The organism is Helicobacter brantae (assembly GCF_003364205.1).
Lineage (GTDB): Bacteria > Campylobacterota > Campylobacteria > Campylobacterales > Helicobacteraceae > Helicobacter_G > Helicobacter_G brantae.
Map to the genome: position 1 here is coordinate 86,995 of NZ_NXLV01000002.1, position 13,752 is coordinate 100,746.

Below are 13,752 nucleotides of genomic sequence, written 5' to 3' on the forward strand. Positions count from 1 at the left end.
ATGTGGGGAGTGAAAGAGGCAAAAAGAGGGGTTTTCTTCAAGGGGTTTGTGTATCTTGCCATTGTATATATTTGCATTTATTGTTTTTCTCTTAAACTGAGTGCGACAGGTTTTGTCCCAATTAGAAATGCATTTTTGGGACTATCTATGCTTGCTTCTTTTGTGTGGGTACTTTATATTCTCCCTTCAAGGCTAGGAAAGTGGCTTTTAAATGCTCTTGTGGGTGTTTCATTCTTGTGTCTTATTGTAGATACTTTTTGTTGGATTTATTTTGACACATCTATCAATGTCGCAATGCTTTTTGCTGTTTTTGAAACGACACTTAATGAGGGGTTGGGATTTTTTCAGTTGTACTTTGATTGGAAAAGTGTGCTGGTGGTTCTTGGAAGCATATTTTTTACTTGGCTTTATTATCGATTATATCATCCACGAATTGGAAAATCTTTATCGATTGTTTGTTCTCTTTTTGTTCTTTTTGGTTGGATAAATATCGTTATAGAAATCAAAAGTGCTTTTTCTCCTAGTTACTCTTATTATGCAAGGCAGAATGTTAATTTTATAGAGCCATTACGATTATTGTTTTCTTCCAAATATGTTTTGGGTTCCAAAGATGAGATGAAAAAGGCATTCCAAGAGCAATATAAAGCAATGATGGATAATCCAATCAAGCTTTCTCTTGCTTCCAATCCAATAGAAAACATTGTTTTGCTTTTAGGAGAATCCACACAGAGAGGACATATGGCAATCTATGGTTATTCTAGGGCAACAACTCCCAATCTTTCTCGTTTGTCCCAAACAAAAAACCTATTGGTTTTTGATGATGTGATTTCAGCACATACTCAAACAAGTACATCAACGCCAAAAATTTTCTCTTTGACTAATTATGAAAATGAAAAAGATAAGCCTTGGTATCAAATGCATAATATTGTTTCATTTTTTCGAGCCGCTGGTTATTCTACAATTTGGCTTTCCAATCAAGAACCATCTGTTTATGTTACACCTGCTGGAATGTTGGCTTCAATTAGTCATCAATCTACTTTTGTATCTAAAGCAAAACAGCAATATGATGAGGAGTTGCTTCCATTGGTGGAGAGCAAAAATGAACAGCTACAATTTATGGTAATTCACTTGATTGGAACGCATGGAGCCTATAATGAGCGATATCCTACGGGATTTGGAAAATTTGATGCTTTAAGCACATCTATTAAAGAGCGTCAGCGTTCGCTTTATGATAATGCTGTTTTTTATAATGACTATATTGTCAATGAGATTTTTCAGAAATTCTCAAAAAGCGATTCAATTGTAATTTACCTCTCAGATCACGGAGAAGAGATTTATGAACTTGATGATTTTATTGGACATGGTGAAGGCAGAATTACTCGCTTTACTTGTGAGGTGCCAATGCTAGTGTATGTCTCAGATCTCTTTATTCAAAAACACCCTAAACTCTATGAAAAACTCAAAGCCTCAATCCATCGCCCTTATATGAGTGATGATTTAATCCATACAATTTTAGAGATTGCAGGGATAGAGACAGAGGAGTTTGATCCCACAAGAAGTATCATCAATGAGAAGTTCAACCCCCAAAGAACCCGCATCGTGGGGGGGGGGGGATGGTGTTAATTATGATACAAGCCTAAAGGAGCAAAAAGCCAAATACAATTAGAACTTACTTGAGCTCTGCCCAGTTTTTGCCAATGCTAATCCCACATCGCAAAGGGACTTTGAGGGTATAGATTTCATTCATAATCTTTGCAATCTCCTCGCCCTTTTGCATCGCATTTTTTTCAGGGAGTTCAAAAATCAGCTCGTCATGGACTTGGATAAGCATTTTGATTTCTGTGTTTTGGATAAAGTGATGAATCTCATTCATTGCCATTTTGATAAGATCGGCTGCACTCCCTTGAAAAATGCTATTAATCCCCTCTCGCAAGTAATTGGACTTTTGAAAATCTGTCGCACTATCAAAATCAAAATATCGCCGATGTCCTAGCAAAGTTTGGGCATATCCATTATGCAAAATATTTTCTTCTTGATTCTTTAGATAGCTTTTGACCGTGGGGAAGGTGGCAAAATAGCTCTCAATATAGCTTTTGGCTTCATTGATAGAGATTTTGAGCGTTTCTGAGAGCTTCTTGCTTCCCATTCCATAAATCAAACCAAAATTGATATTTTTAGCAATTGAGCGTTTATCAAGTGTGCCAAAGATTTTGAGTGAGGTTTCAGAGTGAATGTCTTTGTCTTGTATAAATGCTTCAATAAGTGTGGGATCTTCGCTGAAGTGGGCTAGGAGTCTTAGCTCGATTTGAGAGTAATCGATACTTAAAAGCACATTGCCCTCTTGTGCGACAAAGCCTTGGCGGATTTTCTTCCCTGCTTCACTCCTTACAGGAATGTTTTGTAAATTTGGAGCTTTAGAGCTTAGTCTTCCTGTGGCTGTGCCTGTTTGGAGGAATGAGGTGAAAATCTTATTGTCTTCATTGACAAGTTTGAGGAGTGGATCAATGTAGGTATTTCTCAATTTACTTGCCTCACGATATTGCAAAACCAAAGAGATGATGGGGTGATCATTTTTGATTTTTTCTAGCACTTTCTCTTCTGTGCTATACCCACCTTTGACTTGTTTGCTTCCTTGAAGTCCGAGTTTGGAGAAAAGAATATGAGAGAGTTGCTGGGGGGAGTTGAGATTGAAATCTTCTCCTGCAAGTTGATAGATTTGAGAGCCAAGTGAGGCGATTTGCTCAGTTGCAATCTCTCTAAGATTCTCAAAAAACACCACATCAATGCATATCCCCTCTTCTTCCATACTTGCAAGTGTAGTAATCATAGGAAACTCTAGGGTTTTTGCAAGATTGAGGAGATGAGAGAGGTTTTGGGCTTCAAGCTCACTCTCAAGTCGGAAATAAAGACGATAGGTTGCCACAGCGTCTTCAGCAGCGTATTTGAGTGCTTCATCAAGTTGGATATGAGAGAAATTTTCTCCTCTTTTGACAATACTCTCAAAGCTAATCATTTTGTGATTGAACCATCGATACATTTGACGATCTAGCCCCACAGACGCAGTGCTATCATATAGCCAAGCCAAAAGCATAGAATCCAAGATGAGGTTTTGGGGTGTGAGAGAGAAATTGTTTTTTGTGATGAGATAGTCAAACTTGAGGTTGTGTCCGATAATGGGGTGTTTGAAAATCTCTTCAATCAAAGCTTTGCCTTCTTCTACTTCCATTTGTTTGGGGACTCCTAGATAGAAGTGTCGCATAGGCACATAATAGCCCTTTTTGCCATCAAGACAGAAGCTGAACCCCACCATATTGGCTTGATGAATATCTAGGCTATCTGTCTCACAATCATAGGCAATGGGTTGATTGAGTGGGTGATTTTTTAGGATTTGCATCGCTTCTTGAAATGAAGTAAGAAGCTCATAAGTGAAGCCAAAATCCCCTTCTTGCACTTCAAGTTTTTTGTGTCCGATTCCTTTGGAAGGCTCTTTTTTGTATCCAAAGGGGCTTTGTTTTTTGACTTTCAAGCTCAATCGCTCAAAATCAAGCTTTTCTAACTCATCAACGATTGCAAGAAGAGGGTTGTGTTTGGGGAATGGAGTGGGGGTAAAATCTTGTATGAGATCTTGATGAAGTTTGACAAGCTCTTGGCTTTTGTATGCACTCTCTTTGCCTTCTTTGAGGAGTGTAGCCACTCGTTTGGTAAATACATTTTCCCAATTTGCCTCATCAGCATAAATCGCATCAAGGCTATGGTAGTGATTGATGATTTTTTGTGCTGTTTTTAGTCCAATCCCCTTAACTCCTGAAATATTGTCGCTAGAATCCCCAATCAGACTTTGGAATGCCACAAAATCTTGAGGGCAAACCCCCCATTTCTCAATGCAATCTTTAACCTCAATTTCTCTTTTTTTGCTTGGATCATAAAGGCAGATATTTTCATTGAGAAGTTGATAGAGATCTTTGTCTTGGCTTACGATTTTGACTTTGTGTCCATTCTTCACTCCCCACGCACTTAAAGAGGCGATAATATCATCGGCTTCATACCCTTCTATGGAGATATTGGGAAATCCCATTTTCTCAATCCAGCCAATAGCGATAGGAAGTTGCATCAAAAGCTCTTCAGGAGTGGGCTGTCGCGTAGCTTTGTAGCTAGGATCAATAAGTTTTCGATGATTGACTCCCCCACCCTCTAGGGCAAAGACTAGAAATTCATTATCTCCCTCTTGGTAGAGGTTGTGGATAAGGTTTGCAAATCCAAGCAAAAGCCCTGTAGGGAATCCCTCAGAGTTTCGCAATGGAGGGAGTGCATAGTAGCTTCTAAAGAAGAAGCCAAAGGTGTCAATAATAGTCAAAGTTCGCATAAATGTCCTTTTAAAAAGTGGGTATTTTAGGATAAGAATGGGAAAAATTATAAAAGAATCGCTTCTTTTATAAATAGAAATCAAAAGCTACTTTTTAAAATTTTGGCTACAAGTCAAATAAAAAGAGTATAATTCTAAGAAAATATCTTTAGATATACTTCAGAATATCGGAAGAAAGGTGATGAAGCAGGTTTGGATTTATCCTTTTGCATTGTTAAGTTTGGCAAATGCTGTGGTGGATAGTAATAAGATTTTTACCCAAGACACTACACTTGATTCTTCTTATGCCTCTATCACCTCTACTCCTGCAAGTGGAGAGGTTTTGGAGTGGGGAGAAATCAAGGGGGGAAGCAAAGATTCTCCTATCACTCTAAGCACGACTCAAGCTCTAAATATCTCTGCTATTAGCAATGCTAGTGGAGGGGTTGTGGGGTTAGGTTTGAGATATAAAAGTTATGCAAAACTCAATGGAGATATTACTTTTAGCTCTTTGAATGGAGATAGTGGTGTGGTGGGATTGTTTGGATTGGGGTCTGATCGTTTGGATAATGCAGACACTCTCACATTTTCTCAAATCACAAGCACATCAGGTGGCACTTATGGAACTATTGGGCTTGCTTTGGATCAGATTGGGACTTTAAGCTTTCAAGATATTCAATCCTCTCAAGGGACGGCCATAGGGATAGCACATCTAATCCTTGTCAATGAAAATAATGCCTCAATTGTCTTAAAAAATATAAATGCTAAACAACAATCAGCAGGAATTGCAACGTGGGGTGTGGCTAATATGGGCAAGATTGAGATTGGGACAATACAAGGAGATCAAACAGCAGTTGCAATCTATGGGGGAGTTGTCAATGTAGGAACAATCACAATCTCACAAGCTAGTTCAAATGCAAATGCTTTTGGAATCTATGGCGATATTGAAAATAGTGGAAGCATAAGCATTGATTCTGTATCTGCCTTGCAAGATAGCGTAGGGATACATGGTTGGGTTGATAATGAAAATAATATTTATCTAAAAGAAATAACTTCAAGCTCAAGAGCAGTGGGGATTATGGGAGATAGTGATAATCGTGGGACTATGACTTTTGAGAAAATCAGTGGAGATAGTGTAGCTATGGGAATTTATGCGTATGATATTTCCAATAGCTCAAACATCACCTTCAAATCCATCACTTCCAACCAACTTGCAATCGGAATGCGTGGGGGAATATCCCTTAGTTATGATGGAGTAGGAGGAGAGATGATTTTTGAAAGCATTTCTGCTCCTAAAGCTGTGGGAATCTATGGGGGTGGAGGGTGGTATCAAGGCAATGGAAAAGTAGTTTTTGAGAGCATTGCTGGATCTGAAAGCTATGGAGTCTTTATAGAAAATAGTAATAGTGTGACATTGCGTAATTCATCAACTATCATTCACTTCAAAGACATTCAAAGCAATGTGGGGATCAATAATGTTTCGGGGAGATTTGAGATAAGTGGGGGAAATGCAAGTTTTGTCTTTGGTACAACTCTGCCCACTCAAATTAACTCTGCTATCTATAATGATATAAATCAAGGCAAATTCTATCTCAATAACTCTACTATCAACACTTCTAATCCTTATGCTTTTTATGCCAATCAAGAAGCAGATATCTATGTAGATTCTTCTAAAACTTTGCAGATAGGTGCAAGTGAGTATAGCTTTGGAGGCAAAAGCAATTTGCATTTACAATCAAGCTCAAATCTCAATCTTACAACAGGTGGAACACTTGCTTTGCTTCAATCTAGTCAATCTCAAGTTTCTCTAGGATATAGTGGATATTCTCAAAGACTAAAAATAGATAATTTTCAAGCTCAAAATAGTGAATTTGTTTTGAGTGTAAGCTTAGATAACTCTAGGGCAAATCATTATGATGGAGGGGCGTTCTATGATGAGGGCAAAAATCCCCTCTCAGTAGGCTCAAGTGCGTTTTTGCAAATTGATTCTTCAAACACCACAAGCCAAGTCAATAATACCCTCTCTCTAGCCCTATTCAACAAAACCAACCTTACTCAAAAATATATCCTTCTAGCCTCTGTGAGTGGGGCAAATCGCGATAACATTACCTTCAACTCCCTCTCTGATGGACAAACTATCACTATCACTCCTACTTCAGGCTATGAGGCAGAGGGGCTAGAGATAGGGCGATATGATGATGACAAGACTCAGACTAATTACTTTTATCTAGTGGCAAACCCCTATGAGGTTAGCACCACCACACCTAGCACTCCCTCTCAAGATAACTCTTCTCAAGATTCTTCTCAAGAGAGCAAAAAGATTGAAAACTCTCTTTTCTACAACCCCTCTCAAAGCTATTTGCTCTCTACCTTTGATTGGGGGAAAACACGCTTTGCCAAGCTTAGAGATGATGTGCGATCAAGTCGGATTTGGGCAGAGCTAGGGGCAGAGTATTGGAAATATAATGGCACTCAAGCAAGTGATGAGAGCTTTGTGGATTTTGTAGTGGGAGGGGATTATCTCTTCTCATTTGCCAAAGGAAGAAATGCACTAGGGGTGGCAGTAGGATTCACAGGAGAGTTTATCACCCAAAATCAAACCCTAGATAATACATTTAGCACATTTGATTTCAACTATTCTTTTCTCTCTTTAGCACTTTATAATGTCTTGATGTTAGATAGTGGAGTGTATTCACATACGATTTTTAGAGCAGGGATTGGGGAAGGTGAGTTTGGGGAAAATAGCGTTACACCACTAGGAGAAAACATAAGCCAAGGAGCAAGGGCGTATTCATTTTCTCAAAAAGTAGGGAAAAGATTTTTCCTCTCTCCTCAAAATAATGGCTTCTTCACTGATCTCTCAGCAATGGTGGCTGTGGGGTATGCTGAGGGTTCTTCAGTGATGCAAGAGACAGAAGCGTTTTGGGGGAGCAAAAATTTCCTCTCAATCTCCTCAAATGCAAGTTTTATCAATCAAAACAAAATTGAAGCTTTGATTGGCTATAAGGGAGCAACAAATTCGTTTTTCTCTTTTGATGTGAGTGCAGGAGTAGGATTGGTATCCAATCATTGTATTGGGGGAGAGATGAGGTATCAAAGCCAAGATTATGATGTGGAGTTTGAAAACACCCCTTATGTAGGAGGGCTTGAAGCAAGTGTCAATCTTGTATCAAGAATGGGAGATTGGGTGGATACATTTATCAATGTATCAAGCACTTGGAGTAAGCAATATAGCGAAGTGATAGACTTCTCAGCAGGAATCAAATTGCGTTTTGGTTCAATATAACTAAATTTTTTGCTTAAGTTTTTTCTACAAGATTCGATATAATTCCGTCAGAATTTTAAACTTCAAGGAGTTAAATATGAAAAAGACATTATTAAGCCTAGCAGTGGCTTCATTAGTTTGTGCTTCTATGGCAGAAGCAAGATTGTTTGTAGGTGTTGAGGGTGGATATACAGCTCAAAAGAGCTATGATACAGGACTCAATAATCGTGCTTCAACTTTTTTGTTCTCAATGCCTTCAACTAGCGTTATCTCTGATGCACTTGATAAGGGTTCAAAAGGTTATAGCCTAGGTGTAACATTGGGAACAGAAGATGTAGGAAGTATCTTTGGGACAAGATGGTATCTTGGAGCTGGATATACTTCAGTATCTAAAGATTTTGCAGGAAAAAGCTGGTCAAGAGAATATATCGATGCTTCAGTAGGATTTGATCTCATTCTCAACTTCTTCAACAATGGAAGCTCTAGCTTTGGTATCTTTGGTGGTGTAAGTGCTGATTATCATTATTGGCTCAACTCTTCAGACTACAAAGAAGAGTATTTTGCAACATTCAGTAAGCATATCTTTGATTTCTCAGGAAAAGCAGGGATTACTACAATGTTGGCAAAGCACAACAGACTAGAAGTATTTGCAAAGCTCCCTATCGCTTCAATGAGTATAACTGACTCAAAAGAAGCAATTTTGGGCGGAAACCATTCTCCTGCAAATGTAACTTTTGGAGCAAGTTATAAATTTATCTTCTAATTTACCCCTTTGGGGGTAAAACCCTCTTTATATCTCCCCACACTTTAGATAAAATCTCTCAATTTGTTTTATAAGGAGAGAAAATGATTGTCGCAGGAAATTTCAAAACTCATCACACACGCTCTTCAACGCTAAAGTATTGTAATGCACTAGATAAAAGACTAGAGGGCATTGAAAATATAGAAGTGAGAATCTTCCCCACTCTCTCCTCACTTCCCTATGATAACTTCACTCATCTCAAAATCGGAGCTCAAAACGCCTATTGTGTATCAAATGGAGCTTATAGTGGAGAAGTGGGAGAAGAGCAACTCTTTGAACTTGGGATAAAAACCTTGCTTATAGGGCATAGCGAGAGGCGTGAGATATTTAAAGAAGACAAAGAGATGATAAAAAAGAAATTTGATTTTTTCTCCTCTAGGGGGTTTGAGATATTTTTGTGTATCGGAGAGAATTTGGAGGTGAAAAAAAGTGGAGGGACAAAAGAGTATTTGATGAGGCAATTAGAGGGAATTAGCCTCTGCTATCCTAAGCTTATTGTCGCTTATGAGCCGATTTGGGCGATTGGCAGTGGGGTGAGTGCAAGTCTTGAGGAGATAGAGGAGATTCATAGTTTTTTGCAAGAAATTGGGGTAAAAACTTCAGTATATGGGGGAAGTGTGAAGCGTGAGAATGCCAAAGAGATTATGAGCTTGAAGGGTGTAGATGGGGTGCTTGTAGGGGGGGCAAGTTTGGAGCTAGAGAGTTTTTGTGCCATTATTGGTTGTTAGGTTAGAATTTCACAATTTTTGATAAGGAGTAGAAAATGATAATGCAAGGAAAAAAGGGGCTAATTGTCGGAGTAGCCAATAATAAATCAATCGCCTATGGGATTGCCAAAGCGTGTAAGGAGCAAGGAGCAGAGATTGCCCTAACATTTCTCAATGAAGTCTTAGAGAAGCGTGTGCGACCTATTGCTGAGGAGTTAGGAAGTGAGAGATATGTCTATGAGCTAGATGTGAGCAAACCTGAGCATTTTGTGGCTTTGAGAGAGAATCTAGCCAAAGATTTTGGAGAGCTAGATTTTATCGTGCATTCAGTGGCATTTGCTCCCAAAGAGGCTCTTGATGGAGAGTTTATCAACACTAGCAAAGAAGCCTTTAATATCGCGATGGAGATTTCAGTATATTCTCTTATTGAGCTTGTAAGAGAGATGAAGCCTTTGCTTAGAAGTGGAGCAAGTATCCTCACTCTAAGCTATCTAGGAGCAGTCAAACATGTAGTGCATTACAATGTAATGGGAGTGGCAAAAGCAGGATTAGAATCAGCAGTGCGTTATCTTGCTTATGATTTGGGAAAAGAGAATATCCGAGTGAATGCTATCTCTGCTGGACCCATTAAAACCCTAGCAGCAAGTGGGATTGGGGATTTTAAGATGATGCTTAAATGGAATGAACTCAACTCTCCATTACGCCAAAATGTGAGTATTGAAGAAGTGGGGAATTCTGCAATGTATTTGCTCTCTCCCCTCTCTTCAGCCGTTACAGGAGAGGTGCATTATGTGGATTGTGGATATAACATTATGGGAATGTGTGCTACTGAAGAGGTTGAGGGCAAAATGGTGCTTAGATGGGATAGCGTGGAGAAGTAAGGGTGAGTAAAAAACTGCATTTGATTTCTTTGGGTTGCACCAAAAACCTTGTAGATAGTGAAGTGATGCTTGGAGCATTGAGGGATTATACTTTGACTGAAGAGGTGAGTGAAGCTGATATTATCATCATCAATACCTGCGGATTCATCTCTGCTGCCAAGCAAGAGAGTATCAATACGATTTTACAGGCAAGTGCCAAAAGGAAAGAGGGGGCTTTGCTTGTAGCAAGTGGCTGTCTCTCTCAAAGATATCACAAAGAATTACTAGAAGAAATGCCTGAGATTGATATCATCACAGGTGTGGGGGATTATGACAAGATTGCAGAGATGATTGCTAAGAAAAAGGGGCTTCTCTCTCATCAAGTCTTTCTCTCTCAAAACGAGGAGCGAGTGATTACAGGCTCAAATATCCACGCTTATATCAAGCTCTCTGAAGGGTGCAATCAAACTTGTAGCTTCTGCTCTATCCCAAGTTTCAAAGGCAAACTTCACTCAAGAAGCATTGACTCAGCCCTCAAAGAAGTGGAAAATTTGAGCAAGAGGGGATATCAAGACTTCTCTTTTGTCGCTCAAGATTCAAGCTCATATCTTAGAGATTTGGGAGAGAAAAGAGGGTTAGTGGAATTTATCAAAGCCTTAGATACTCAAGAGATGGCAAGGAGTGCAAGGATACTCTATCTCTACCCAAGCACCACGACTTTGGAGCTTATAGAAAGTATCGCAAACTCAAAAATTGTGCAAAATTACTTTGATATGCCAATCCAGCATATTAGTGAAAGTATGCTTAAGAGAATGAAGCGAGGAGTGGGGAGGGAAGAGCATATTAGACTACTAAAGGCGATGAGAGAAGTGCCTAATTCTTTTGTAAGAACAACAATCATTGTCGGACACCCTCAAGAGAGCGAAGAAGAGTTTAGTGAGCTTTGTGAGTTTATAGAAGAGTTTAGATTTGATGCAATCAACGTCTTTGCATACTCAAGTGAAGAGGGGACAAGTGCGTATGAAATGGAAGGGCATATCCCTACTAAAATCATCAACTCAAGGATAAGCAAACTCAACAAAATCATCACTTCTCAACAAAAAGAGAGAAAAAAAGAAATGTTAGGAAAACAAATCGAAGCAATCATAGAGGGCAAAAGTGAAGTGAGTGAGTATTTTTATAGTGCTAGAGCAATCTCTTGGACTCCACATATTGATGGAGAAATTTTAGTCAATGAGATTGAGCTAGAAGGGGTAGAAGAGCTAGAAGCGGGGTATTATCGCATAGAGGTAACTCAAATCAAAGAAGGCTATGTCTTTGGCAAAGTGATTGAGAGAATGTAGGGAAGTGCAAACCTCTTAAAAGAGGTTTGCATTAGGTTTTAGAATACGTATTTGTATCCGAAGTTAAAGCTTGTTCTTACAGGCATACTTGCAAGTTTTACCTTGTTGTCATCACCTGCTACAACATATCCGATAGGAAGTTTGGCTGTGATATCAAATCTGTGGTGTCTGCCAATGAGTGTGCTAAGTCCCACACGCCCTGCGACATCTAAAGAATGGCGATCTGCACCACTCAAACGACTTGTAGTTTTGCTTGCTCCACAATCTTCTACATCATCAAATACAAGATAGTGATAATCTCCCTCAACTCCTCCAAAGACTCCAAAGCTGAAACCTCCACGACTGATAAGGTTGATCATCAAATCAAAGCTCAATCCTGCATCAATTGTGCCAAGAGAATAAGTGTAAGTATTTTGGATTTTATTTGTTCGCTCAACATCTCTCATAAGTTCTGTAAATCCTGCACTTGCTCCCCATCGCACACCAAGATAATTACTAGCAAAGAAATGCTCACTACCAAAAGTTAGAGCAATGTTATATCCCTTCCAAGGCTCAACTTTGTAATTACCACTATTATCAATGTATGTGGTATCCTTGAAAGTATTTTCCAAAGTGCTTGAACCAGGTGTCAAGAAATAACTGCTGTTAGGAATGTTTAGATTGCTTGGGTGATTTGCATTTTTTGAATCAGCCGCAGCACCTGTGTAGCCACCCTCAATACCGATATAGAATTTTGCCTGTGCAACTCCTGAACATACAAGTGAAGCAACAGCTAAGCTAAGCATAGTTTTTTTCATACTAACTCCTTATATCTTTAAGATATGCTAGATTATATCGACTTTTATTACTATTTGTTTAGAATTAAAGAGAATTTTGATAGAAAAATTCTTTTGTTTGGTTTAAAGAAAGCTCTAAAATCCCCAAAAATAGGGGATTAGAGAGGATAGGGGAAATTATTTTTTGGCAATCACTTCGATTTCTACCTTTGCTCCCTTGGGTAAATCTCTTACAGCAAAGGCACTTCTAGCAGGGTATGGGGCTGAGAAAAATGTCGCATAGACTTCATTCATCTCTGCAAAATAAGAAATGTCAGAGAGCAAAACTGTGGTTTTAAGCACAGATTCCATTCCCAAGCCTAGTTCGTTTAAGATTGCTTTGATATTGCTCAAAGATTGATGAGTTTGGGACTTGATATCCTCTCCTGCAAACTCCATTGTGGAGGGATCAAGTGGAAGTTGTCCTGAGATAAACACCAAATCCCCTGCCTCACGATACGCACTATAAGGTCCAATAGCTTTTGGATAAGACATAGTAGCTCCTTTATAAAAAATTGCAATTATAATTATAAAGAAAACAAAGATAAAAAGTGTAAAGAGATGAGAGTAGAGTTAGAGAAGTTATCTAGTGGGAAGTTTTTGCTAGGATTTTCTGGTGGTGTGGATAGTAGTGCATTGTTTTTTTTGCTCTTAGGTGGGGGAGTGGAGTTTGATATCGCTATTGTGGATTATGGAGTGAGGGAGCAGAGCAAGGAAGAAGTAGAGTATGCAAAAGCTTTGGCAAAAAAATATGGCAAACTCTGTCATCACACACTCTCTCCCACAATCAAGAACAATTTTGAAGCCAAAGCAAGAGAAGTGAGATATGAGTTTTTTGCCTCTTTGGTGGGAGAGTATAAATATAGTGGAGTGATTTTGGCTCATCAGCTTGATGATCGATTTGAGTGGAGTGTAATGCAGTTTTGCAAAGGAGCAGGGCTGAATACTTTGCTAGGATTTGGGAGTGAGGGGGAATATAGGGGTGTGAAAATCTTTCGCCCATTGCTTAATGTGGCAAAAAGTGAGCTATATGAGTATTGCAAAAATCATCAAATCCAATATTTTGAAGATAGTAGTAATCAAGAAGATAAATATCTCAGAAATTGCTTCAGAGAGATTTTAAAGCCATTACTTCAGAAACATTCAAAAGGGATAGCTCAAAGCTTTGAGTTTTTGCAAGAAGATAGGGAGCGACTTTATCCTTACAAAGAGATAGGAGAGTTTAGAGGGATAGCATTTTGGAGTAGGGGAAGTGAAGGGGAGGATATGCACTATTTGGATATGGAGCTAAAAAAGAGGGGATATCTCTTGAGCTATCAGCAAAAAAGAGAGATTGCAAGGCAAAACTTTTCTTGCGAGATTGTGGGGTTTGTGATTGAGAGGAGTGAGAAAACGCTTTTTTTGTTTCCCAAAAAAGAAGGAAAGATGACTAAAATTTTCAGAGATTTTGCAAGGAGAAATCAAATCCCCCAAAGATTGCGAGAATACCTCTATGTGAGCGAGGTTTCAGGAGAGGAGATAGTAGGGTTTTTGAGTGAAAAATAAGGGGTGCGAAGCAAAATTTAAGCTAAAAAACATATAGTTAAGTTTTTTTTTAGGTTTTATAGGTGTATAATTA

The 13,752-nt window shown here is 38.8% G+C and carries 10 protein-coding genes; 7 read left to right on the plus strand and 3 right to left on the minus strand.

Going from position 1 to position 13,752, the window contains the following annotated elements; translation table 11 throughout:
• Nucleotides 1-1,623 (plus strand): sulfatase-like hydrolase/transferase, encoded by a 1,623-nt coding sequence (locus tag CQA58_RS01620; RefSeq protein WP_115568975.1) that lies wholly within the window; start codon nucleotides 1-3, stop codon nucleotides 1,621-1,623.
• Nucleotides 1,624-1,669: 46 nt separating this feature from the next.
• On the opposite strand, the gene polA is transcribed toward CQA58_RS01620, so the two are convergent.
• A complete protein-coding gene (gene polA, locus CQA58_RS01625; protein ID WP_115568976.1) occupies nucleotides 1,670-4,363 on the minus strand; it encodes a DNA polymerase I in 2,694 nt (897 codons plus the stop codon).
• A 181-nt stretch (nucleotides 4,364-4,544) separates the two neighbouring features.
• On the opposite strand from polA, the gene CQA58_RS01630 reads away from it, so the two are divergent.
• The 5 genes from CQA58_RS01630 (at nucleotide 4,545) to rimO (ending at nucleotide 11,319) form a co-directional block, all read left to right on the plus strand.
• Complete coding sequence (locus CQA58_RS01630) at nucleotides 4,545-7,628, plus strand: autotransporter outer membrane beta-barrel domain-containing protein (protein WP_115568977.1); 3,084 nt, start codon at nucleotides 4,545-4,547, stop codon at nucleotides 7,626-7,628.
• Nucleotides 7,629-7,704: 76 nt separating this feature from the next.
• A complete protein-coding gene (locus tag CQA58_RS01635) occupies nucleotides 7,705-8,370 on the plus strand; it encodes an outer membrane beta-barrel protein (protein ID WP_115568978.1) in 666 nt (221 codons plus the stop codon).
• A gap of 83 nt (nucleotides 8,371-8,453) precedes the next feature.
• Nucleotides 8,454-9,137 carry a triose-phosphate isomerase gene (locus CQA58_RS01640; protein WP_115568979.1) on the plus strand — a complete coding sequence of 228 codons (684 nt, stop codon included), beginning with the start codon at nucleotides 8,454-8,456 and terminating at the stop codon, nucleotides 9,135-9,137.
• A gap of 35 nt (nucleotides 9,138-9,172) precedes the next feature.
• Nucleotides 9,173-9,997, plus strand: a complete 825-nt coding sequence (gene fabI, locus CQA58_RS01645; protein WP_115568980.1) for an enoyl-ACP reductase FabI — start codon at nucleotides 9,173-9,175, stop codon at nucleotides 9,995-9,997.
• A 2-nt stretch (nucleotides 9,998-9,999) separates the two neighbouring features.
• Entirely contained in the window at nucleotides 10,000-11,319 is a 1,320-nt protein-coding gene (gene rimO / locus CQA58_RS01650) for a 30S ribosomal protein S12 methylthiotransferase RimO (protein WP_115568981.1), read from the plus strand.
• A 38-nt stretch (nucleotides 11,320-11,357) separates the two neighbouring features.
• Here rimO and CQA58_RS01655 read toward each other — a convergent pair whose 3' ends face one another.
• Together CQA58_RS01655 and CQA58_RS01660 are read right to left on the minus strand one after the other, a co-directional pair.
• Nucleotides 11,358-12,116, minus strand: coding sequence for an outer membrane beta-barrel protein (locus CQA58_RS01655; RefSeq protein WP_115568982.1), 759 nt, complete (start codon nucleotides 12,114-12,116; stop codon nucleotides 11,358-11,360).
• Nucleotides 12,117-12,272: 156 nt separating this feature from the next.
• Nucleotides 12,273-12,629 carry a RidA family protein gene (locus CQA58_RS01660; protein WP_115568983.1) on the minus strand — a complete coding sequence of 119 codons (357 nt, stop codon included), beginning with the start codon at nucleotides 12,627-12,629 and terminating at the stop codon, nucleotides 12,273-12,275.
• 66 nt (nucleotides 12,630-12,695) lie between these two features.
• On the opposite strand from CQA58_RS01660, the gene tilS reads away from it, so the two are divergent.
• The gene (gene tilS / locus CQA58_RS01665) at nucleotides 12,696-13,679 is read left to right on the plus strand and encodes a tRNA lysidine(34) synthetase TilS (RefSeq protein WP_115568984.1); all 984 of its coding nucleotides are present in this window, start codon (nucleotides 12,696-12,698) and stop codon (nucleotides 13,677-13,679) included.
• The last annotated feature ends 73 nt before the right edge of the window (nucleotides 13,680-13,752 follow it).